Origin of the sequence: Prevotella ihumii, from assembly GCF_900155655.1 — a bacterium.
In the GTDB taxonomy this organism is placed as follows: Bacteria; Bacteroidota; Bacteroidia; order Bacteroidales; family Bacteroidaceae; genus Prevotella; species Prevotella ihumii.
Genome location: NZ_LT706987.1, coordinates 2,970,123 through 2,992,697, shown reverse-complemented (window position 1 = coordinate 2,992,697; position 22,575 = coordinate 2,970,123). Strand labels below are relative to the sequence as shown.

The 22,575-nt window shown below is 41.8% G+C and carries 17 protein-coding genes; 11 read left to right on the top strand and 6 right to left on the bottom strand.

Annotated elements, in window-relative coordinates; genetic code table 11:
- Positions 1 to 198 precede the first annotated feature (198 nt).
- From CZ367_RS12990 to CZ367_RS12965, 6 genes are all read left to right on the top strand, one after another.
- Positions 199 to 1,182, top strand: coding sequence for an aminodeoxychorismate synthase component I (locus CZ367_RS12990; protein WP_077197219.1), 984 nt, complete (start codon positions 199 to 201; stop codon positions 1,180 to 1,182).
- The gene (locus tag CZ367_RS12985; RefSeq protein WP_077197218.1) at positions 1,166 to 1,759 is read left to right on the top strand and encodes an aminotransferase class IV; all 594 of its coding nucleotides are present in this window, start codon (positions 1,166 to 1,168) and stop codon (positions 1,757 to 1,759) included. Before CZ367_RS12990 ends, CZ367_RS12985 begins: the two co-directional genes overlap by 17 nt.
- Before the next feature lie 123 nt (positions 1,760 to 1,882).
- On the top strand, positions 1,883 to 3,109 hold the full coding sequence (locus tag CZ367_RS12980; RefSeq protein ID WP_077197217.1) for a hypothetical protein: 1,227 nt from the start codon (positions 1,883 to 1,885) through the stop codon (positions 3,107 to 3,109).
- Between the two features lie 391 nt (positions 3,110 to 3,500).
- Complete coding sequence (locus CZ367_RS12975) at positions 3,501 to 8,627, top strand: translocation/assembly module TamB domain-containing protein (protein ID WP_077197216.1); 5,127 nt, start codon at positions 3,501 to 3,503, stop codon at positions 8,625 to 8,627.
- Positions 8,611 to 11,043, top strand: coding sequence for a translocation and assembly module lipoprotein TamL (tamL, locus tag CZ367_RS12970; RefSeq protein ID WP_077197215.1), 2,433 nt, complete (start codon positions 8,611 to 8,613; stop codon positions 11,041 to 11,043). The genes CZ367_RS12975 and tamL overlap by 17 nt, the downstream gene beginning before the upstream one ends.
- Before the next feature lie 285 nt (positions 11,044 to 11,328).
- Positions 11,329 to 11,589, top strand: a complete 261-nt coding sequence (locus CZ367_RS12965) for a hypothetical protein (RefSeq protein ID WP_077197214.1) — start codon at positions 11,329 to 11,331, stop codon at positions 11,587 to 11,589.
- Positions 11,590 to 11,999: 410 nt separating this feature from the next.
- On the opposite strand, the gene crcB is transcribed toward CZ367_RS12965, so the two are convergent.
- The 3 genes from crcB to CZ367_RS12950 are packed head-to-tail and all read right to left on the bottom strand — an operon-like array spanning position 12,000 to position 14,703.
- On the bottom strand, positions 12,000 to 12,374 hold the full coding sequence (crcB, locus tag CZ367_RS12960; protein WP_077197213.1) for a fluoride efflux transporter CrcB: 375 nt from the start codon (positions 12,372 to 12,374) through the stop codon (positions 12,000 to 12,002).
- A gap of 36 nt (positions 12,375 to 12,410) precedes the next feature.
- Positions 12,411 to 13,373: a type I phosphomannose isomerase catalytic subunit gene (locus CZ367_RS12955; RefSeq protein ID WP_077197212.1), complete on the bottom strand. Its 963-nt coding sequence runs from the start codon at positions 13,371 to 13,373 to the stop codon at positions 12,411 to 12,413.
- A 28-nt stretch (positions 13,374 to 13,401) separates the two neighbouring features.
- Positions 13,402 to 14,703 (bottom strand): M64 family metallopeptidase, encoded by a 1,302-nt coding sequence (locus tag CZ367_RS12950; RefSeq protein ID WP_077197211.1) that lies wholly within the window; start codon positions 14,701 to 14,703, stop codon positions 13,402 to 13,404.
- A 263-nt stretch (positions 14,704 to 14,966) separates the two neighbouring features.
- Between CZ367_RS12950 and CZ367_RS12945 the strand changes: the two genes are divergently transcribed.
- Positions 14,967 to 15,368 (top strand): OsmC family protein, encoded by a 402-nt coding sequence (locus CZ367_RS12945; RefSeq protein ID WP_077197210.1) that lies wholly within the window; start codon positions 14,967 to 14,969, stop codon positions 15,366 to 15,368.
- Between the two features lie 66 nt (positions 15,369 to 15,434).
- On the opposite strand, the gene CZ367_RS12940 is transcribed toward CZ367_RS12945, so the two are convergent.
- Together CZ367_RS12940 and CZ367_RS15620 are read right to left on the bottom strand one after the other, a co-directional pair.
- Complete coding sequence (locus CZ367_RS12940; RefSeq protein WP_077197209.1) at positions 15,435 to 16,145, bottom strand: HAD family hydrolase; 711 nt, start codon at positions 16,143 to 16,145, stop codon at positions 15,435 to 15,437.
- 105 nt (positions 16,146 to 16,250) lie between these two features.
- Entirely contained in the window at positions 16,251 to 16,415 is a 165-nt protein-coding gene (locus CZ367_RS15620; RefSeq protein WP_154669342.1) for a hypothetical protein, read from the bottom strand.
- A gap of 482 nt (positions 16,416 to 16,897) precedes the next feature.
- Between CZ367_RS15620 and CZ367_RS12930 the strand changes: the two genes are divergently transcribed.
- Positions 16,898 to 18,106 (top strand): GDP-L-fucose synthase family protein, encoded by a 1,209-nt coding sequence (locus CZ367_RS12930; RefSeq protein WP_077197207.1) that lies wholly within the window; start codon positions 16,898 to 16,900, stop codon positions 18,104 to 18,106.
- 19 nt (positions 18,107 to 18,125) lie between these two features.
- Here CZ367_RS12930 and CZ367_RS16520 read toward each other — a convergent pair whose 3' ends face one another.
- On the bottom strand, positions 18,126 to 18,251 hold the full coding sequence (locus tag CZ367_RS16520) for a hypothetical protein (protein ID WP_262500741.1): 126 nt from the start codon (positions 18,249 to 18,251) through the stop codon (positions 18,126 to 18,128).
- Positions 18,252 to 18,683: 432 nt separating this feature from the next.
- On the opposite strand from CZ367_RS16520, the gene CZ367_RS12925 reads away from it, so the two are divergent.
- From CZ367_RS12925 to CZ367_RS12915, 3 genes are all read left to right on the top strand, one after another.
- A complete protein-coding gene (locus CZ367_RS12925; RefSeq protein WP_077197206.1) occupies positions 18,684 to 20,063 on the top strand; it encodes an SGNH/GDSL hydrolase family protein in 1,380 nt (459 codons plus the stop codon).
- 26 nt (positions 20,064 to 20,089) lie between these two features.
- On the top strand, positions 20,090 to 21,574 hold the full coding sequence (locus tag CZ367_RS12920) for an MBOAT family O-acyltransferase (protein WP_144006041.1): 1,485 nt from the start codon (positions 20,090 to 20,092) through the stop codon (positions 21,572 to 21,574).
- A gap of 115 nt (positions 21,575 to 21,689) precedes the next feature.
- Positions 21,690 to 22,562 (top strand): sigma-70 family RNA polymerase sigma factor, encoded by an 873-nt coding sequence (locus tag CZ367_RS12915; RefSeq protein ID WP_077197204.1) that lies wholly within the window; start codon positions 21,690 to 21,692, stop codon positions 22,560 to 22,562.
- Positions 22,563 to 22,575: the final 13 nt, after the last annotated feature.

Here is a 22,575-nt window from a genome sequence, read left to right as displayed (position 1 = left end):
ACTGGTCTGACGGGTCTAACGACCGATTTGGCTTTAACTCCCCAAGCGAAGAACGAGCGGTAACTCCCTTTAACTCCTAAATAAAAAGCAGCATCAAGAAGAAAACGGAACTCGGTGGAACAAGCCCCTACACGCTCTTTGGGGTTAAAAGTTGTTTAAGGATTTGTACGCATAAAATAGTATGTGTAATTTTGAGCTATGAAACTCTACAATCAACTTGAAGCGCAACAAAAGATAAACCAATTGGCACACGACGACAAAGAATTTGTCTTTGTGGTGAGCTATGACAAGCAACAAACCTATATTTGCGAAACCGACGAAATAGATGCTGAAGAGCTCTTAATAGCTTTTCCGCACTTCAATAATATACCTCCTACGGCGCAACCCTCGTGCCAAACTATTGAGTTTCAATACACCAAGCCCGATAAAGACGCTTACGAACGTGCCATCAATCTTGTGAAGCACAACCAGCGAATGGGCAACAGCTATTTGGCTAATCTAACGTGCAAGGTGCCCATAACCACCAATCTGTCACTGCGCGACATCTTTCTGCGCTCTGAAGCTAAATATCGCTTGTGGCTGCGTGATGAGTTTGTGTGCTTTTCGCCCGAAATATTTGTACGCATCGAAGGCGCTCAAATTAGCTCATATCCTATGAAAGGCACTATCAACGCCCTGTTGCCCAATGCCGAAGAACTGTTGATGAGCAATGCTAAAGAAACAGCCGAGCACGCTACGATAGTAGACCTGATACGCAACGACTTGAGTATTGTGGCTGAAGAAGTAAGTGTAACCAAATATCGCTACATCGACCGCCTATCTACCCATAAAAGCGAGATACTGCAAACCAGTTCCGAAATTACAGGAAACCTCCTACCTTATTATCAAAACCACATAGGCGAACTGCTTTTTAGTATGCTCCCAGCAGGCTCTATCACGGGTGCTCCTAAGGCAAAGACGGTGGAGATAATAACCGAAGCCGAACAATACGACCGCAAGTTTTATACGGGTGTGATGGGATATTGGCACAAAGGAACATTAGACAGTGCGGTAATGATACGCTTCATTGATAAGGAGGACGGCAACTTGTTTTACAAAGCAGGGGGAGGCATTACAGCCAAGAGCGACAACGACGACGAATACAACGAGGTAATAGAAAAGATATATGTGCCAATTCATTGAAACCATACGGGTGAATAGGGGAGAGATAGCCCGTTTAGCCTATCATTTGCAGCGTGTAAGGGCTACCCGACAACACTTTTGGAAGTCGGATACTCCCCTTGTAGTTTCCGACCTTAAAAGTGTAATCGACCCTGCGGTGGAGTGTGGAAAATTGCGCTTTACCTACGATGCACATCACATTTACGACCTCACGTTTACACCTTATATAATAAGACGCATCAAGAAGCTCCGCCTTGTACCCTGCGATGAGGCTCATTATCCTTACAAAAGCACCGACCGCACACAGCTCAATAGGCTTAAAGCGATGGTTGCCCCCGATGAAGAAGTGATAATAGTGAAAAACAACCATATCACCGATACTTCCTATACCAATGTAGCCCTCTATGATGGCACTGTATGGGCAACCCCCTCTACGCCCCTCCTACACGGCACACAACGTGCGGCACTGATAGAGAAAGGGCTCATTGTAGAACGTGAAATACGAGTGACCGATTTGCCAAAATACAAAAAAATAGCCCTTATCAATGCAATGATGGACTTGGGCGATTGTGTGTTGGACAACTTTGTCTATCCGTAAAATCTACAAACTCAACTCGCTTATTAGACCAATTTAGGAGTTTCTTGGGATAAAAACACCCTGCCAAAAACTTTGAAGTTTAGAAATAAATCTTTATTTTTGCAGCACGAAAATAAGGAAAATATGAAAAAGACACTTTTTATCTTGATGATGCTTTGTGCAACGGTTAGTGTGGGATATGCCTGCACAGCTGCTGTAGTAACAGGAAAGGTAACCAAAGACGGACGCCCACTGTTGTGGAAAGTGCGTGATACCGACAACTTGCAAAACTGTATGAAGTTTTTTCACGGAACGAAATACAATTTTATTGGTATTGCCGACTGCAAGCCACGCAGCACACAAGAAATATGGATGGGTACTAATACAGCGGGGTTCTCTATTATGAATACCCAATCGTTCAACTTGGAAGAAACCATTAACGGCGTAGAACCAGGGGATAAGAATGGCGAATTTATGTACAAAGTGCTCAATGTATGTGCTACCGTAGACGAACTGAAGCAATACTTGGACACAGCAAAGCTTGATGGACTGTGTGCCAACTTTGGCGTGATAGATGCCAAAGGCGGAGCAGGCTGGGTGGAAGTGAGCACACGCAGTTGGAAATACTTCGATGCCAACGATCCCAATGTTGCGCCAAATGGCTATATCGCTCGAACCAACTTTAGTTTTACAGGTAAGGAGCACGAAGGATTGGGCTTTGTAAGATACCAAACCGATGACGAAGCATTGGCAGCAGCTGCAAAAACAAAGCAGATTACTGCCGAATGGATGTTTACCGACTTGGCGCGCTCGTTCAAGAATCCTAAACTTGGCATCGACTTACGTGATGGCTCGCACAACAAGTCTCGCACAGCAGGATGGTTTATCGACCACGACCTTATTTCGCGTGTTGGTACAGCTTGTTCTGGAGTGATAATAGGTGTAAAACCTAACGAAAACCCTGAACTTACAACGATGTGGACAGTATTGGGCTATCCACCTGTTAGTACAGCCTTCCCATTCTGGCTGAAAGATGCAGAAGAACAATTGCCAGCCCTATATCGTGCCGATAACAATGAGAAAGTAACTGAGTTTGGCAAGAAAGTAGACGCACTGAAAGAACGTGTGTATGCCTTTCACGAAGGTATAGGCAGCGACCGTTATTTCTATTGGGAAGCACTCCATAACCCACAGGGCGATGGCATAATGCAAAAACTTGCTCCCGTAGAGCAAGAAATATTCCGACGCACTACGATTGTTACCGACAAATGGTATAAAAAAGGCAAGGTAGAGGGCAAGGAAATGGCACGCCTTTATGCCGACCTCTCCCAATATGTTACAAATTCTTATCAAGCATTGTTCGGGTTGTAACACGTGCTTGATAACTAAGCTCGGCGATAAGTAAAGCTTAACAATACAAAGATGGGCACTAACCCCTTCGGCTTCTCCCAACTCCTCCGTTGGGAGAGGATCGCTAATTAGCGAATAGCTTGGGAAAGTCTGACAGGTCAGACAAGTCAGACAAGTCGGACGTGTCAGACCAGTCAGACCAGTCCGACAAGTCCGACCAGTCCGACAAAACTGCAGCGAACAAAGGTAATGGCTCTAACTCCCTTTACTCCCCCCTAACTCCTTTTAACTTCTAAAAAGATACCTTCCTCCTCCTAAAATTACCCCTTTAAGATTTCTTTTTCTGCGTAATTATGATTATATTTGCAGATGAAACTTGTTTTTAAATCAAATTTGATCGGTATAAAGGCGTATGAATAAAACTTTAAAATGGCTGATATCCATAGTGTTAACTCCCATTTTGCTTTTCATTATTCTTTTGATATTTCTTTATGTGCCCCCTGTACAGAATTGGGCTGTAAAGAAAGTAGCTGATTATGCCTCCGAAAAAACAGGACTTCATATTTCTGTAGACCACGTGTCGCTTGCTTTCCCCTTAGACCTTAAATTAGAAGGGTTTAAGGCATTGCACCCTAACGATTCTATTCCCAATAGGGTAGACACAGTGGCTGATGTGCGTGAACTTGTGGCTAATGTAGAACTATTGCCACTGTTTGAAAGTAAAGTAAATATAGATGCGCTTACCTTTAAAGGGCTGAAGGTGAACACGATTAACTATATTGGTGATGTGCAGATACAAGGCGATTTAGACCAACTGCATATTGCTTCACGAGGAGTAGACCTAAAAGAAAGCACCGCAGTGCTGAATGTGGCAAGGCTGCAAGGGGGCTACTTGGATATAGCTTTGAACGATACAATGCCTGAAGATACAGCCAAGAAACCTATGTTGTGGAAGATAGATGTAAACGACTTGGCGATACAACAAACAAAATTTAGACTGCGTCTGCCACACGACTCGATGGTGGTAAAGGCCTACTTTGGTAAAGCTAATGTGAAGCAGACCCATATAGACCTATATAATAAGGTGTACAGCACAGCGAGTGTAGACTGGCAAAACGGTGCTTTGAATTATGATAGACCTTACGAACCGAAGGAACGGCAGGGCTTTGATGCAGCTCATATTGCTATGCGAGAGCTGAATTTGGGTCTTGATACTCTGCGTTATGACAGCTTGCAGATGGCTATGGGGGTACGAACTGCCAACTTTAAAGAAAAAAGCGGTCTGTGTGTAACCGACTTCAGAACACTTTTTACTTTAGATGAAAAGAAGTTCTATTTGCAGAATCTTTATGCCAAGATGCCGCAAAGCGAGCTGAAAGGGCATTACGAAATGGATTTGAATGCTTTTGCTGACCATCGCCCAGGTAAGTTTTATGCTAAGGTGGACGGCTTTTTTCATAAACAAGATTTGCACCCTTTCTTAGTAGGATTATCGCCTAAGACTTATAATGCCATACCATCGAAACCCATTTCGGTGCAAGGGATCTTCCGTGGCAATATGGAAAACCTAAGTTTTCGTGATACGCATATAAGCATACCACAAGTACTGAATGTGAGGGGAAGTGGGCAACTCGTTAATATGCTTCGTCCAAAACAGATGAAAGCCAATGTGGCTGTGTGTGGCAAACTGACTGATGTACGCTTTGTGAAGGCGTTTTTGCCTCGTGATGTGCAACGCCAAATCAATATTCCGCGTAATATAGATGTAGAGGCCAATGTGAAGATACGCCAAGAGATGTACACCGCACGTGTGCTAATGAAAGAAGGAGGTGGACGCATATTTGCCGATGCGTTCTATGATGGCAAAACAGAGGCTTACCGTGTAAAGGCTGATGCTACAAATTTGCAGTTGCATCATTTTGTGCCTAACAAGGGATTGAGCGCCTTTACAGGTGAAATATTTGCACAAGGAAGAGGATTAGACATCTTTGCGCCTACGGCTTCGCTCAACTTGCAAACCAAGATACGTAAATTCCGCTTTGGCAGCTATGTACTCGATGGTTTTGGCGGTAATGTGCGTATGGCAGGCGGTAGGGCGGTTATCGACATCAATAGTACAAACTCAATGCTTGCTGGTAAATTCCGTTATACAGGAAAACTGACCGACAAGATGGTGGACGGGCACGTAAAAGGCTGGCTAACACGTATAGATTTGCGCCGATTGGGCGTGATGGAAGAGCCTTATGTGGTATCGACTTGGGCTGATGTAGATGTAAAGTCGGATATGAAGAATAACCATTATGTGTGTGGACCATTGCGCAAATTCCGCTTAACAAGTGAGGGACGACGCGGCAAACGACTGTTAGCATCGGGTGATGTTGACCTTACAGCAAAGGTTAGGCCTAATGCTTTGGACGCTCACGTAAAGGGGGTGTTGGCGTATGCCAATCTTAAGGCGTTGGGCGTGATGGATAAGAACTATGTTGTGGCAAGCAATGCCAACCTTACGATACACTCGGATATGAAGAAAGTATACGCAGTGAAAGGCTATTTGGGCAATCTTAAGGTGGACGAACATAGGGGCAAAGACGTTGTAAAACTCGTTGCGGGCAATCTTAATATTGATGCCGAAATGAGAGGCGATGCGATAAAAGGAGGAGTGAATGGACGATGGGACCACATAGACCTTTATCAATTGGGTGTAGTAGACAATCCTTTTACGGCTCAGATGGGTACAAATATCGATTTTGCTACCGATATGGCTGACAATTTGATGGTACGAGGTGTGCTCGCCGATGTGGAGGTGAATAATCGTGGTGAGCTGTATCAACTCAGAGATGTCAATGTAGATGTGTTGAGCCGCAGAGATACCACACACGCTGTTGTGGAAAGTGGCGACTTTGTGCTGAATACCGCTTGGGCTGGAAGCTATAAATATGTAATGGCTCAAGGTCAGCACATAGCTACCGACTTGCAAAAACAGATAGACAATAAGTTTATAAACCAACTTGCGTTGAAAGCATTATTGCCTAACGGACAATTAAAGTTGAAGAGTGGAAGTGAAAATCTGTTTAGTACGATTTTAGCCGAGAAGGGCTATAAGTTTAACACAGCTGATGTCAATCTTACCTCATCGGCAGTTGATGGCATCAATGGAAGCATCTATGTAGACTCTTTAGAATATGATAGTCTGCGTTTTGATGTCGTTGAAGCTCAATTGGCAAATAGTGATGATGGATTGAATTATAGTATTCAAGTGATAAATAGCAAGCAAAATAAGTATCCTTATCAAGTGTATCTGCAAGGTTCGTTCTTTGAACACGGCATTAATGGTACGCTTGCAGTGGTTGATGATAAGGGACAAATGGCACTTGCTTTGTCTCCGCAAGCAACAATGGTGCGTGATGGAATTAATATTCAACTGACATCGCCTAAGGTGGTATTGGGCTACAAGGACTTTACGGTGAATGAAGGCAATTATATGTATTTTGCACGCAACAAGCGACTGTCAGGAAATATACAACTGAAGGCTGACGATGGAGCTGGTGTTCAGTTGTATACAGACGATACAGACTCTACTGCTTTGCAGAACTTTACTATAGGTGTAACGAAGTTTGAGTTGAAAGAACTCTTGGCTGTACTGCCTTTTACGCCTAATATTTCGGGCGAGCTAAATGGCGACTACCACGTAGTGCAGACGGCTACCGACCTCACTGTGTCGTCGGATATGCGTATCAATCAAATGGTATATGAAGGAAATAAGATGGGTAATGTGGGCTCTGAATTTGTGTATATTCCGCTTGAAGATGGCACACACTCTGTAAACGGCCTTGTTACACGTGATGGCGTAGAGGTGGGGCAGCTGTCGGGTACTTATAAGGCAGAAGGCGAAGGATATTTGGACGCTGAATTTGAAATGAATAAGTTCCCACTAAGTTATATAAATGGACTCGTTCCTGACCGCTTAATAGGGCTTCGTGGTACGGGTGAAGGAACACTTTCGGTGGAAGGACCATTGGCAGGATTGGATATTAATGGTACGTTGGAAATGGATTCAGCTTACATTTTCAGCGAGCCTTATGGCATAGAAATGAAAGTAGAAAATCAAGCCTTGGAAGTAAGCAAAAGCAAAATAGAATTCGAAGATTTCAAGCTATATGCCAAAAACGGCTCACCATTATCACTTATGGGGTATATTGATTTTGCCAATACCGATAAAATGGCAATGGATATTGCTATGAAGGCAAATAATTTCCAATTGATTAGTGAGAAAGAAAATTTGCGTTCGGAAGTATATGGCAAGGCTTATGTAGACTTTGTTGGTAGATTGCACGGATTGATGACTAAATTGCAATTGGACGGTAAAGTGGATTTATTAGGTTCTACGGATATGACCTATGTGATGAGAGATGCACAATTGGCAACGGATACCGAATTGGAAGACCTTGTGACATTTACAAACTTGAACGACTCTACACCTGATGTGGTGCGCCGACCAGATATTGCTGGTTTCGGAATGAATCTTGCATTGAATATTGATAATCAAGCACGTATTGTTTGTGCGCTCAACCCAGACCACTCTAACTATATAGACTTGATAGGTGGTGGTGCGTTCACAATGACTTACGACCCTACAAATGGCGCACGCCTATTTGGGCGTTATACAATGAATGATGGACAGATGAAATATTCATTGCCTATCATTCCGCTTCGCACTTTCCAAGTGCAACAGGGCAGTTATATAGAATTTTTGGGTAATCCGCAAGAGCCATTACTTAATATTACTGCTACGGAACGTGTGCGTTCGAATGTTTCAGATGGAGCTAATAGCAATGGACGTATTGTAGATTTTGAAACAGGTGTGAGCCTTACTAAGAAGTTCCCTAACCCAGGGGTTGAATTTATTATTCAAGCACCTGAAGACCAAGAAATTCAGAATGTACTTAATACCAAGACAGTTGAGGAACGTTCTAAACTGGCTGTAACAATGTTGGCTTCGGGGTTATACTTCGATGGAGCAAACAGTGCTACCACTAACTCGGCTATGAATGGCGCATTGATGGGCTTCTTACAGAGCAAGGTGAATGCAATAACAGGCAAGGCACTTAACTCTATGGGCGTTAATTTGACCGCAAATATGGAAAGTACGGCTGATGCTACAGGTAGTTTGCATACGGATTATACATTTAAATTCTCTAAACGTTTGTTGGACAATCGCTTGCGTATCATAATGGGTGGGCGAGTGTCTACGGGTTCGCAAATGAACGGACAAAATGGTGCTTTCTTTGATAACTTCTCGTTAGAATACCGATTGAATAAAAAGGAAACACAATATCTCAAGTTATATTACGAACGTGAGGCTTACGATTGGTTGGAAGGAAACCAAGGAGAGTTTGGTATTGGTTATATGTGGCGAAGAAAGTTAAATCATTTCAAAGACATCTTCAAGTGGAGAGGAGGTGAACCAAAGCAGTCTCAAACACCACAACAACCTAAACGTGATAGCTTAATACAGTTTACGAATGAGAAAAAGAATTGATGATAAGACAAAAGGTGGAGTAGTGGGTTTTATCTTTCCTTTGGGGCTACTTCTCTTGTGTATTCTGGTTGCTTTAACATCGTGTAGCACAACATCTGCTATTCCTGATGGCGAGCAACTTTATACAGGTATGAAGTCTACAGAATACTCCAATTATGAGAAAAACTCCTATTTCCCAACCATTCAGGAAGAACTTGATGTGGTGCTTGCTACAAAGCCTAATGGGGCATTGTTCAATAGTCCATCGGTAAAGTCACCTTTTCCTGTGGGTTTATGGATATGGAACGCATTTTCTAAAGATACTACTCGTGTAAGCAAATGGCTAACTCGTACCTTTGGCTCACGTCCTATCACAATGCAAAATGCGAACCCAAGTCTGCACGTATCAGTGGGCGAACACCTTTTGGATAAGCGTGGCTATTTTGATGGCAAAATCACTTACAAAGAAATTCCACAACGCAATCCTAAGAAGACAATGCTTCAATACTTTGTGAATATGGGACATCTATGGACGATTGATACATTGCGTTATGTTAACTTTTTGCCAACTCAAGATTCGCTCATTAAAGCTACAATGAATAATAGCGTGCTGCACGGAGGCGACCCCTTTAATGTGGCTACGCTCGAAGCTGAAAGACAACGCATTACACAATTGTTCAAAGATAATGGATATTATTATTATCAAAACAACGATGCAAGTTATTTGGCAGACACAACATTAATAAAAGGTAAGGCTGTGATGCGTCTACAGATGGCCGATTCGCTATCGGCGAATGCTAAAAAACAATGGTATATTGGCAATATTACGGTCAATTTATATAAGCAATTGATGGAAACGCTGGAGAAGCAACGTGTCAATCGAAATTACACAATAAATTATAATGGTAAGCGTTCGCCATTGCGTACACGTGTAATATCTAATGATTTACAAATGCGTCGTGGCGACTTATACAGCTTAGAGAAGCATCAAGAAAGCATTGAAAAGCTCAATGCGACTGGCTTGTTTAGTTCAACTACCATTCATTTCACACCACGCAATGAAAGCGATACTTGCACTACGCTTGATATGTCGCTCGACTTTCTTTTTGACAAACCTTATGACTTCTATGTTGAGGCATACGGCCGTGGAAAAACATCGGGGAAATATGGCCCTGAACTAATTGTGGGTATGGCAAAGCGTAATGCTTTTCGTGGAGCTGAACTATTGAACATTCGTGTTCATGGAGCTTACGAATGGGCAACAAAACGAAGCCAAGAGAGCGTGAACAATCGACATTTTAACGATTATGAATATGGTGCAGAAGCCTCACTTCAATTTCCACGCATCATCAGTCCGTTCTATACTCCGCCACGTATTCGTCGAGAACGCCGAAGAAAAGCCGAGGCGGAAGCGTTAGCACGTGGCGAACAACCTCCTTTACGTAAACCACGTAAGAAGTTCTTCGAAACACCTACTACTACATTAAGTGCTGCGGTGAACGTTATCAATCGTTCTAAATATTTCAAGCGTCATGTGGTTTCGGGTGAATTAGCTTACAATTGGGCACCTAACGAGCGTCACTCGTTTATCTTTAAGCCACTTTCACTTACTTACGAATATATGGTAAGTGTAACCGATAAGTTTTTAGAGCTTCGTGATAGTATGCCTTATCTTGAAGTTTCTATGGCTGACCAATTTATCCCCAAATCAGTATTTCAGTACACTTATACAAGTCCGTCTACGTATGCTCACCCTATACGTTGGTGGTCTACCGTGAGCGAAGCTTCTAATCTGCTGTCATTAGGTTATATGGTTGCAGGCGAGAAGTTTAGCACTGTGGGTAAAACAATGTTTAAAAATCCTTTTGCACAGTTTGTAAAAGTAGAAACCAATTTTACAAAGCTTTGGACAATAAGTCCTAAGACCACTATTGCTGCCCATCTCAATGCAGGTGTGGTATGGGCTTATGGCAATAGTAAGGTTGCTCCTTATTCCGAACAATTCTTTGCAGGTGGTGCAAATAGTATTCGTGCTTTCAATGTGCGTGAGATAGGTCCAGGTACTTATAAACCAACTATGGCCAATCACTCGTATGTAGAGCAAACTGGTGAGGTGAAGTTTCAAGCCAATTTAGAATATCGTCCACATCTTGTTGGCAAACTTTATGGTGCTGTATTCCTTGATGCGGGCAATGTGTGGACGTTACGTTATGACGAGAACCGTCCTGGTTCTCAGTTTAAAGCCAAGAATTTTCTTAAAGAGTTAGCTTTCGGTACAGGTGTAGGTCTCCGTTACGACTTAGACTTCTTTATGATTCGTGTAGATTGGGGCGTAGGTCTCCACGTTCCATACGAAACAGAACGAGGTGGGCTATATAATATCAATCGTTTCAAGGACGCACAAGCCATCCATCTTGCCATAGGCTTACCATTTTAATAATGTAAAGGCAGGTTCTATAAATTACCACCGCATATAGTCATTAAATTTTTATGAAATACGTTTTATTATCTTTTGGCTTCTTTTTTATATAAAACGGGCTGCGCCTCAACAATTCAAACAAGTTTGATTGCATTCGGCTTGCTCCGTTTTTGGTTCAAAATGTAAGTTCGTTCAGTCGTGTAGCTCGCTACACTCCTTCACTCTCTTGTATTTTGATCTCAAAAATAAGCTCAAAATCTAACAAAGCTAATTTATAGAACCAGCCTAAAATCATTGCCATATATGAATAAAGATAATACAGAAAAGATAGTTGCTTTTATGGAGCAAACCGAAAAAATGGGCAAGCAGCTGCGTGCAACATTTGAACATCAGCGACTAATTCTTAACCGAATGTTAGATTTATCTAAAGCTAACAAGCATTCTACTGCGGAGTATGTACAGCTTGAAACAGAGAGTATCCATTTAAAAAACATTATCGACAAGTGGCAACCTATATACAATGAACGTATTGCAATGATAAAATCGGCAATGAAGAAGAAGTAATTTTATTTTTTGAATTAATGATAGGAATAGGATAGAACAAAAAAGCGAGACCAAAACGGCCTCGCTTTTTTATTTAAATACCTTTTTTATCAGATTTGAAGCTTGATTTTTGGTTTGCACCTCACGGCGCATAACCAAAATCTTGCATCATTGTTATCCCTTTTTATCAATCTTAATTTACCTAAAACTAACCTATTGTTTGAACAATCTCTCTTGTTCTACTTTAATTAACTAAAACTAAATCTATTACTACTAACCTAAACAATCTATTTATCTTTTGACACTGCAAAGTTACTATTGTTTCCGCACACACACAAATATTTGAACTTTTTTTTTGTATATCCTTTGCTAAAAATGATGTAAATCAAGTATACGGAACGTTTTTGATGTGATATACATTTTTTATTCTTTTATATAGCCTTTGCCAATTGTATGCCCATAATTACTGCTGCAAAGCCCAATGCAAGACTAAGAATAATGTAAAATGCTGCCATCATAATGTTCCCATCTTTTATCAATGCATTGTTTTCATTCATAAAAGTCGAGAAGGTGGTAAATCCACCGCAAAATCCTGTTGTCAGAATAAGTTTTGTATTTGTGCTGAGCCAACCTTCAGTAGGCAAGGCTGTAAGCAGTCCGATAATAAAACACCCTATAATATTCACTGCAAAAGTTGCAATGGGGAAGGGCGATGCTATCCATAAGGGTAATAGTTTGGAAACAATATAGCGTGCACTACCACCTAAAAAGCTTCCCAATCCTACTAATAATGCGTCTTTCAACATCTTTTAAGCGATTTTTTCAACATCTTTTAAGCGATTTTACACGTATGTTTCAAGGAATTTCACTGTACCCAAAACACGTATAAGGTTAGTAGTAGCAGGCAGCAAGACGGTTTCGCCAGCTCTGAAACTAACCTCGTTAAATGCTTCATCTACCAATGTGCCTTCACCTGATAATGCCATTAAGATAACGAACGAATCGAGTTCCGAATAGTCTAACACCATCGGTTCGCTAAGGTTGTAAACCGATGTGGTGAAGTAAGGACAATCTACCAATTGCACCCCCTCATTTATACGAGGTTGATATTGCGTGCGATAATTATCTTCTACTTTAAAATCAATACATTCGGCAGCCTCTTTTGTGTGCAGTTCCCGATACTTACCGTCTTTGTCTTTTCGTTTAAAGTCGTAGATGCGGTAAGTTGTGTTACTTGTTTGTTGTATTTCAGCCAAAAAGCAACCCCTTCCAATCGAGTGGATACGCCCAGCAGGTAGATAGAAAACATCGTCTTCCTTCACCTCATATTCCGCTAAAGCATCGGTAATGGTGTCATTCTCCACCATTGCTTTATACGCTTCGGGCGTGATGGCATATTTAAGACCGCTCACCAGTTTTGCTCCCTCGTCGCTCTTCATTATATACCACATCTCTGTTTTCCCTCGTTCCAAGCCGTGTGCTTTGGCTTGTTCGTCGTTAGGGTGTACCTGTATAGAGAGTTGTGCACTTGCATCAATAAATTTAATGAGCAATGGAAATTCGTTACCAAATCGAGCATAATTCTCCACCCCCACAAGCTTTTCTTTGAGTTGCGCTACGAGTTCGCTTAGCTTCAGTCCCTCGTATTTGCCACTTGCTACTACCGACTCGTTATCTTTTACTGCCGATATTTCCCAACTTTCACCCACTTGATGCAGTTTTTCATCAAGGTGTTTAAAGGGGATAATCTTCTCTCCGCCCCACAAAACTTGCCTTAGCAGTGGGCGAAACTTTATCATTTCCATACCTTATTATATAGGGAGAGTTTCTTTTTTACTTTGTGTAGAAATCTATCACATCTATCAACGCCTGTTTGCAGACAGGGCAGAACTCTGGGTTATTGTTTGTTCGCATACGACAATCTGGGTATGCACGATACACTCCGTGAAGCGAATAACCTGCAGGTTCGTATGCTCCAATCTTCCAATTCTTACGATTAGGCGACTTTTTATCCTTTAGGTCGGCTGGTTCGGGTGTAGGGATAGTAGCCTTCTTTGGCATCATTTTTGCCCATTTACTATCAAAGTCTACCATCGTTGTGATGTTTTTCTCCCAAGGTTCTATATCATGTGGGTACATAGGTATCTGTTCGTAACCATACGCATATTCGTCTGCCAATCCTGCAAACGAGTGTCCAAATTCGTGCACCACCACAGGTTTGAAAGCTGCGTGATGTGTCATAGAGAGGTTGTATGAGTTGAGAATACCGCCACCTCCGTAACTATCCGTGTTTACCAATACAATAATGTGCTCATAAGGCGTACCAGCCAACCAGTTGTGAAGGTCTTTTAAATGGAGCGTTGTGAGGTATCTACCACTGTAAAACGTATCAAAGTTGGAGTGCAATGCAGTGTTTCTCCAATCTCCTTTCGCTGGTTCAGATGTGCCGCTTTCTGCTGATGGCGATTTCACAGCTACAATGTTAAATCGTGAGCGCATCGACTTGAAAGGCTCGTGTGCAAACAATGCCTCCATTGCCGTGTTGCAATCGTTGAGATAGGTTTGCATCTCTGCCTCGGTATATCCTTCTGCTACGAATGCAATGTGAATACATTTTGTAGTGTCAGCAGCTTGTTGCAGTGTTTCGTAAGGCGTTACCTTCTTGTTGCCAATACTACGAATAAGAATATCGTTTGGCACAACCATGTGTGTCAGCGTTGTTACCACCTCTCTGCGATTGTTACGCAAGTCTATCGTTACATCTACTGTGTCTTTGGGAAAAGGCACAAGAAACACGTTTTCAAACGCACGTGTCTTTGTTTTTGCCTCATCATAGCTGAGCCATTCTTGGAACAATGTAGAAAACGAATTGCGGTATATCACCTCCTGTGTGCGATGATGGCGAACCGTAACTTGCCCGTTGCCCTCCATAGGTAATTCTGTTAACCTTCTTCGCTTGCCATACCATCGGGGAATTTTGCAAATTTCATCAACCGCTATTGCCTGTTGCTGAACGTTTCCAGAGAATATATAGTCCAATCTTAGGGTAGCATCTGTGAAATATTTTTCAAACTCCTGTGCGTATGTTGTAGCGCAAAGGGCGAATAAGGTTATAAATGTAAATAGTTTTTTCATTATTTATTAATTGCTATATCTATTTTGCAAAAGTAAGCATTTTTGATTGAATACACGCATTAAAAAAAGGGAATATTCTACACAATACCAACTTTTGGGGAAGTAAAGAAAACTAAAAAAAGCATTCCTTTGGAAAATAATAGCCAAAATGTTTGTTTCTTTTGGAAAATAATCATATCTTTGCCAGTGGAAAATAAATGATAAGCCACACAAAATGTGTATCGCTTAGAAATGAACAATAAATTTTTAAAAAATATAAAGTTATGGCATCAATTGCAAAGTTATTAGAAAAAGGACGTATCGAAACAAAGTATTCAGAGAAGAATGAACCTATTTTTACTGACGCTTCAGTTCAGTATGGCGGTTATGGCGAGTATGTTACTCCTGTAGATATTCTTGCTACTTCGTTGGCTCACTGTGCTTTAACCACTATGGCTATCCGTGCACAACACGAGGGTATCGCCTTTGATGGTGCGTGGGCAGAAGTAGGCGAAATAGCAGAAGACCCTAAGACCATTACTGTTACAAGCATAGAAATCACATTCCATCTTCCTGCAACTGTAGACGAGAAGCTTCGTTCTAAGTTCGAGTCGTTTGCGCATAAGGGTTGCTATGTTGGCAATTCGCTCAATATTGAAAAGAAATTTACTTTTGTGTACGAGTAAAGGGCTTTATTCCGATTTTTCAGACTTGTCGGACGGGTCGCACTTGCCCGACAAGTCCGACTTTTGTTATCCTATTACCCTAACAAGTTCGTCAAATTTTTCCACTGTTACGAGCTTAGGATGTGCATAAGTTTCGCTCTCTTCGTGTGCCCATGTTATGTGGAAAGGAATGTGTACGCCCCAACCGCCTATTTCTAATACGGGTGCTATGTCCGAGCGGAATGAATTGCCCACCATTAGCAATTCCGAACTTTTTATGCCGAATCTGCGGCACAAAGCGTGGTATCCCTCCTCGGTTTTGTCCGAAACCACCACAATGTCGTTAAAGTATTGTTTCAGTCCTGACCTCTCCAATTTGTTCTCTTGGTCTAATAGTTCGCCTTTCGTAAATACCACCAAGGGTATGCTGTCTTTGTAGCGTTCTGTAAGCACTTTTAGCGTTTCTTTTACTCCTGTTAATGGGTTTCCAGGTAGCGTTAGTATCTCGTCGGCAAGTCGTCTTATCTTTCCTATATCCTGTCCGCTAACACGCCCCTCGGTTACTTCTACAGCATTCTCTATTAAGCTCAGTACAAAGGCCTTACACCCATAGCCCAATATAGGCATATTCTTTGTTTCCACTGCAAATAGTGCTTTGGATATTTCCTCACGCTGTAAACTATATTGGCTCAATATCTCGCAATATTGTTTCTCTACATTGTCAAAATAGCTTTGGCAGTCCCACAGCGTGTCATCGGCATCGAAAGCAATAAGTTTTATCTTCGTTAAATCTATCATACGACAAAAGTAATAAAAAATAAAGAAAGAGGATATGCAAATGAATGCAATATCCTCTTAAATGAATGTAATATCCTCTTTTTTGCTTATTTTAGAACAGAGCTATTAATACTTGCCGTAATCGTTATGAAGTAGCATCAAGCCCGTAGTACGTCGTTCATTTTGACCTACTATCATATAACTTCCTTTGTCATCATCAAGTCGGAATGAGAGGAAGTATGCTCTTTCTTTAAATCCATCTATATTTGAGTTATCATTGCGATTCTGCATCCAAAAGTTTCCCGAAGTTCCTACCTTTATTTATAAAAAACTTCGTTATCCTTTTAATGGTTTGCAAAGTTAGGAAAAATAAGCCGAATTTCCAAATGAAATGCTAACATATTCAGAAATATCCTATAATTTATTTTTTTTAGAACCGAAAAACAGAACAATTTCAGCATAGAATATATAATGCGAATGAATTGCTGTAATCTGTTGATTTTCAAACCTTTATCCGTCTGTTTTAAAACATATATCTTTTGCCCTCCCAAACATATATGTTTTACCCGCTCAAAGTTTAACTTTGACCCGCTCAAACATATATGTTTTGCTTCTAAAAGGTTGATGTATAGATTTCTGAAAATGCGATGTGGATAAACAGAACAATATAAAATAGAGGGAATAGATGGGCGAGCGCATAATTTTATCAATAGTTTTTTCTCCTCTAATTATAAAATCGTATCTTTGCATTATAATATTTTGAAGTACAGAAAATGGAATTAAACAAAAACGCAAAGATATATATTGCAGGGCATAGAGGTCTTGTGGGGTCGGCTATATGGAACAATCTCAAGCAGAGGGGTTATACTAATCTTGTAGGGCGCACCCATAGCGAATTAGACCTTACGAACGAACAGGCGGTAGAAACCTTTTTTGCTACCGAGAAACCCGATGCTGTGGTATTGGCGGCAGCCTTTGTTGGCGGAATTATGGCAAACAGCTTGTATCGTGCCGACTTCATCATGCAGAATATGAAGATGCAGTGCAACGTCATCGGCTCGGCTTATAAGCACGGTGTCAAGAAACTTCTCTTCCTTGGTTCTACGTGCATTTATCCTAAGAATGCTCCTCAACCTATGAAAGAAGATGCGTTGCTCACCTCGCCATTGGAGTACAGCAACGAAGAATATGCCATAGCCAAGATAGCAGGACTAAAGATGTGCGAAAGCTACAATCTACAGTATGGCACTAACTATATCGCTGTGATGCCTACCAATCTGTATGGTCCTAACGACAATTTCCATTTGGAAAACAGTCACGTAATGCCTGCAATGATGCGCAAAATATACCTTGCTAAGCTCATTGAGGAAGACAATTGGGACGCTATACGCACCGATATGAACAAGCGACCCATTAACCCCGTGGCAAAGTTGAGCGAACAGATAGGCAAAGAAAATGTAGACGGCAACTGTGATAAAGACCGCATACTGAAGGCCTTGGCCTTTTATGGCATTGAGCGCAATAAGGTTACGCTGTGGGGAACAGGTTCACCGCTTCGCGAGTTTCTTTGGAGCGAGGATATGGCAGATGCCTCGGTACACGTGCTGTTGAATGTAGACTTTAAGGATATTATTGGCATTGAGAAATATTCAAGTGTCTTTTATGGCGTTTCTGCCGATGGTGCTGTAGACCGCAACAACAGCGATGGGCGTGGTGGCGCAATACCTTCGTTGGGCGAAATACGCAATTGCCACATCAATGTGGGCACAGGTAAAGAACTCACCATCAAGTCGCTTGCTGAGCTTATAGTAAAGACGCTCCACTTTACAGGAGAAATAGTTTGGGACGAAACCAAGCCCGACGGGACACCACGCAAACTTATTGATGTGAGCAAACTTCACTCCTTAGGGTGGCAACACAAGGTGGAAATAGAGCAAGGTGTGGAAAAGCTATATCAATGGTATCAAGCCTCGTTAGCTTAACTGGTTACCTTATAAGTATTTACCCAAATCGGTCGTCCGACTTGTCTGACCCGTCTGACCCGTCCGACCCGTCCGACGACCGATTTGGGTTTAAAAATAAGATAGTTACCCATACTTGCACCCACTGTGTTAGCAAGTTGGGCAACTCTTTTGGTTTATGCGTTTTTTTCTCAATTACACAATGAAAAATCTAACGACAACTTGTGCGAAATCAAATATTTAAGTTTCATTGCAATAATTTATCCCTAAAGGTAGTAATATTAAAAACTTTATTGATAATTTTGCACCTCGTTTAACCCCAGATGGGTTGTTAGAATGAGAATGTATTTAGATAAGATAGGCTGCACCTCAGTAATTTCAAGCAAGCTTGATTATATTCGGGTTGTACTATCTTTTTGTGATTATTTTGAGATTTATTTTGCATATATCAGTAGGCTATGTGACTCCAGATATAGGTAAAATAAAGCCAAAATAAGGAAAAAAGACATCTCATAAGTTTCAAGAATAATGAAGAATACTCCTAAACTGGTTTAATGACCGATTTGGGTTAAAGATTTTAGAGAGAGAATATATAAAGATGAACACACACGTAAAGGTTTTTGCTATGGCTGCCATAGTATTGGCTGCGCTGCTTGCTATGCACTTTTTGCCCAAACTTACCGTTTGTGGCACAGAGCTAAGACAGGTGAATATGCTTAGCGACCTTATACCCTCGGCAGACGATACGACCTCAGTGGTGGTGCGCCCAACAGCAGAAACACTATTGGCTAACGATACACGCTATAAAGATTTCGAACCCTATCGCCCTAAGGGTGTTACCCTGATAGACGATTACTCGAACGATGGAGTGGGGGGAATGAACCATTTTTATTCGCAATTGCTTAATCGTCAACAGCTTGATAGGCCTGTACGCATCGCCTACTTTTGCGACTCGTTTACCGAGGGTGACATCTTGACTTGCGATTTGCGACAGATGTTGCAAGATAGGTATGGCGGCACGGGTATAGGGTGGGTAGATTGTACCAAAGGAACAAATGGCTTTCGCCCTACTATCGAACTCAATTCGGTAGGCTTTACCGAGTTTATCTTTAAAAGCGATGGATTTAACAAAGACTTACAAGGCATCAATCAACGCTACTTCTTGGCTGGGCGCGAGGCATCGGTTACGCTCAACGCTACCACTTATCGCAAAGGAACAAGTACGTGGCAAAACGCTTACTTCTATTTCTTTGCTCCTACTGGGGTAAATATAGCAGCATACGCTAACGGCGAACAGGACGAAACAGAGGCTTTTGCAGAAGCAAAGGGGGTGCAACAAATGACGGTCAGCGGCAATATGACGAGTTGTGGCTTTAAGATTGTAGGCGGCGGAGTAGGGGCACGTTATTATGGCGTTGCCTTGGAGTCAAACAAAGGTGTGATACTCGACAATCTTAATCTTCGTGGCACAATGGGTTGGAGTCTGAATGATGTACCTTTCGATACGTTTAAAGGCTTTGCGGAGAAACGCCCTTATGACCTTATCATTGTGCATTATGGTGTAAATGCAGCATCAGACCAAGCCGATAAATTGCATTACAACAACTATATATCTCGTATGAAACGAGTAATAGCCAAGTTGCGTGCGGCTTACCCCGAAGCTTCAATCTTGGTAATGAGCGTGGGCGATAGAGACCAACGCACAGCAAACGGCATAGAGACCGTGAAAGCGGTGGAGCACCTTTCGGCTTATCAGAACCAAATGGCAGCCGACTGCAAGGTGGCTTATTTCAATCTGTTTAAGGCTATGGGCGGTAGAAACAGTATGAAAACCTTGGTGGACAAGGGTATGGCAAACAAAGACTATACCCACTTGAAATTTGATGGAGGTAAGTTTCTTGCCGATAAGATGATGCAAGCTATCTTGGCAGGTGAAGAGAATTACAAGCGAAAAGTGAAAGCAGGAATTATAAAATAAGAAAGGTGGCGATGGATATTCAAGTGATTTTCGATAATTTGGTGAAATTGCTCACCTACGACCCTAAAAGTCCTATCATTTTTAGTAGTGGTCTGTTTCTTTATCTCTTTGTAGGCTTTTCGTTTGTCTATATGCTTTTGCGCCATAGAGATACGGCTCGCATTGCGTTTGTTACGCTCTTTTCGTATTATTTCTATTATAAGAGCAGCGGTGTGTATGTAGCTCTCTTGGCACTGATAACCTTTACCGACTATTGGTTGGCGCACTATATATATAAGGTGAAACAGCGTGAGGGCAGCAGGGCATTGATGAAAGTGCTGATAACGATGAGTGTGCTTATTGACATTAGTTTTCTCATCTATTTCAAGTACACCAACTTCTTTGGGCAAATCATTGCCGACATTGTGGGCAACAACTTCCAACCTTGGGACATTTTCCTTCCTGTGGGGATAAGTTTCTTTACGTTCCAAAGCCTTAGCTACACCATTGATGTGTATCGAGGAAAGCTGCGCCCATTGGACAGACTGTTAGATTATGCTTTCTATGTGTCGTTCTTTCCCCAGTTGGTGGCAGGACCTATTGTGCGTGCCAACGACTTTATTCCACAAATAAGACGCAAATTGGTGGTGAGCGATACAATGTTGGCTAATGGCGTTTTTCTCATCATCATAGGTCTGTTTAAGAAAGCTGTGATAAGCGACTACATCAGTCTGAACTTTGTAGACCGAATCTTTGAGAACCCACAACTCTATTCGGGGTTTGAAAACCTTTTAGGCGTATATGGCTATGCACTACAAATCTATTGCGACTTTAGCGGTTATAGCGATATGGCGATAGGATTGGCGTTGCTTTTGGGTTTCCATTTCCCAATGAACTTTAATGCGCCTTATACCAGTGCAAGCGTTACGGAGTTTTGGCGCAGATGGCATATTTCGCTTTCATCGTGGATAAAAGATTACGTGTATATAGCATGGGGCGGCAACAGAAAGGGTACGTTTAGAATGTATTTCAACCTCATAGGCTCGATGCTTTTGTGCGGTTTGTGGCACGGAGCAAGCTTCAACTTTGTTATATGGGGTGGTATTCATGGTGTGGCATTGGCTTTGCATAAGTGGTGGCGTACCAATGTGTTGCATCACGATAAGCAATACCGCTCTACGGGATTGAAGCGAGTGGCTTCGGTATTCCTCACCTTTCAGTTTGTAGCCTTTATGTTTATGGTATTCCGCCTTCCAAGTTGGGCAACCATTAAAGCTATGCTCAATCAAATATTCTTCAGTTTCCACCCAGAGTTGGCTACACAGGTGGTGTACTCGTATCGTGCTGTATTGCTGTTGGCACTCTTTGGTTTTATTACCCATTTTGTGCCCAACTCGTGGTGCAATCGTGCAGTGTTTGCATTGAAAAAAGGCGGTATGGTATTGAGCATTTTAGCACTCTTGAGCGTTATATATATTGTGATACAAGTGAAGAGCAGCGAGATACAACCCTTTATTTATTTTCAGTTCTAAAGGTAAATATTGTGCTTTAAATTTGGTAGAATGAAATATTTTGCGTAAATTTGCAAGCCGATTATTTCGGATTTTTCAAATTATAGCCAATTAAAGCGGAGAAAAATAAAGATTAATGAGACAACTTAAGATTTCTAAAAGTATTACCAATCGTTCAAGCGAAGCACTTGATAAGTACTTAGTTGAGATTGGTCGTGAACCTATGATTACCGTTGATGAAGAGATTGAGCTTGCTCAAGAAATTCACAAAGGCGGTCGCAAAGGCGAGCGAGCTAAGGAAAAACTCATCAAAGCAAATCTGCGTTTCGTAGTATCTGTGGCTAAACAGTATCAGCACCAAGGACTTTCCTTGACCGACCTTATTGATGAAGGTAACATTGGATTGGTAAAGGCAGCAGAAAAGTTTGACGAAACACGTGGTTTTAAGTTTATCTCCTATGCAGTTTGGTGGATACGACAAAGCATCTTGCAAGCCATTGCAGAGCAAAGTCGTATAGTACGCTTGCCCCTCAATCAGGTCGGCGCTATCTCGAAAATCAATCAGGTGACAAACGAATTTGTGCAAAAACACAATCGACGTCCATCTATTCACGAGTTAGCAGACCTTACAGGTATTGACGAAGCACGTATCCGACAGAGTCAGAGTGCCGACAACCATCATATGAGTATCGATGCACCATTTAGTGACGATGATGACAACTCAATGAGCGATATGCTCTCATCAGGCGACGACTCACGTACGGATAAGAGTGTGGACTTTGAATCAATGTCTGACGACCTTAAAGCAGTATTGCAGAATACGCTGAAAGAGCGTGAACGCAAAATCGTTATCGAATGTTTTGGTATCGGTTGCCAAGAGAAAGGATTGGAGGAAATAGGTACAGAAATGCAACTCACACGCGAACGTGTGCGCCAGATTAGAGAGAAAGCTATCGAGAAAATACGCGAAAGCGGTAATGCTCGTGTGCTGATGAAGTACTTAGGCTAAGAATAACATTAAG

What these genes read in the sequence shown, in the direction of transcription:
- CZ367_RS12990 (WP_077197219.1), top strand. Translation starts at nt 199, where the DNA reads ATGAAACTCTACAATCAACTTGAAGCGCAACAAAAGATAAACCAATTG.
- CZ367_RS12985 (WP_077197218.1), top strand. Translation starts at nt 1,166, where the DNA reads ATGTGCCAATTCATTGAAACCATACGGGTGAATAGGGGAGAGATAGCC.
- CZ367_RS12980 (WP_077197217.1), top strand. Translation starts at nt 1,883, where the DNA reads ATGAAAAAGACACTTTTTATCTTGATGATGCTTTGTGCAACGGTTAGT.
- CZ367_RS12975 (WP_077197216.1), top strand. Translation starts at nt 3,501, where the DNA reads ATGAATAAAACTTTAAAATGGCTGATATCCATAGTGTTAACTCCCATT.
- tamL (WP_077197215.1), top strand. Translation starts at nt 8,611, where the DNA reads ATGAGAAAAAGAATTGATGATAAGACAAAAGGTGGAGTAGTGGGTTTT.
- CZ367_RS12965 (WP_077197214.1), top strand. Translation starts at nt 11,329, where the DNA reads ATGAATAAAGATAATACAGAAAAGATAGTTGCTTTTATGGAGCAAACC.
- crcB (WP_077197213.1), bottom strand. Translation starts at nt 12,374, where the DNA reads ATGTTGAAAGACGCATTATTAGTAGGATTGGGAAGCTTTTTAGGTGGT.
- CZ367_RS12955 (WP_077197212.1), bottom strand. Translation starts at nt 13,373, where the DNA reads ATGGAAATGATAAAGTTTCGCCCACTGCTAAGGCAAGTTTTGTGGGGC.
- CZ367_RS12950 (WP_077197211.1), bottom strand. Translation starts at nt 14,703, where the DNA reads ATGAAAAAACTATTTACATTTATAACCTTATTCGCCCTTTGCGCTACA.
- CZ367_RS12945 (WP_077197210.1), top strand. Translation starts at nt 14,967, where the DNA reads ATGGCATCAATTGCAAAGTTATTAGAAAAAGGACGTATCGAAACAAAG.
- CZ367_RS12940 (WP_077197209.1), bottom strand. Translation starts at nt 16,145, where the DNA reads ATGATAGATTTAACGAAGATAAAACTTATTGCTTTCGATGCCGATGAC.
- CZ367_RS15620 (WP_154669342.1), bottom strand. Translation starts at nt 16,415, where the DNA reads ATGCAGAATCGCAATGATAACTCAAATATAGATGGATTTAAAGAAAGA.
- CZ367_RS12930 (WP_077197207.1), top strand. Translation starts at nt 16,898, where the DNA reads ATGGAATTAAACAAAAACGCAAAGATATATATTGCAGGGCATAGAGGT.
- CZ367_RS12925 (WP_077197206.1), top strand. Translation starts at nt 18,684, where the DNA reads ATGAACACACACGTAAAGGTTTTTGCTATGGCTGCCATAGTATTGGCT.
- CZ367_RS12915 (WP_077197204.1), top strand. Translation starts at nt 21,690, where the DNA reads ATGAGACAACTTAAGATTTCTAAAAGTATTACCAATCGTTCAAGCGAA.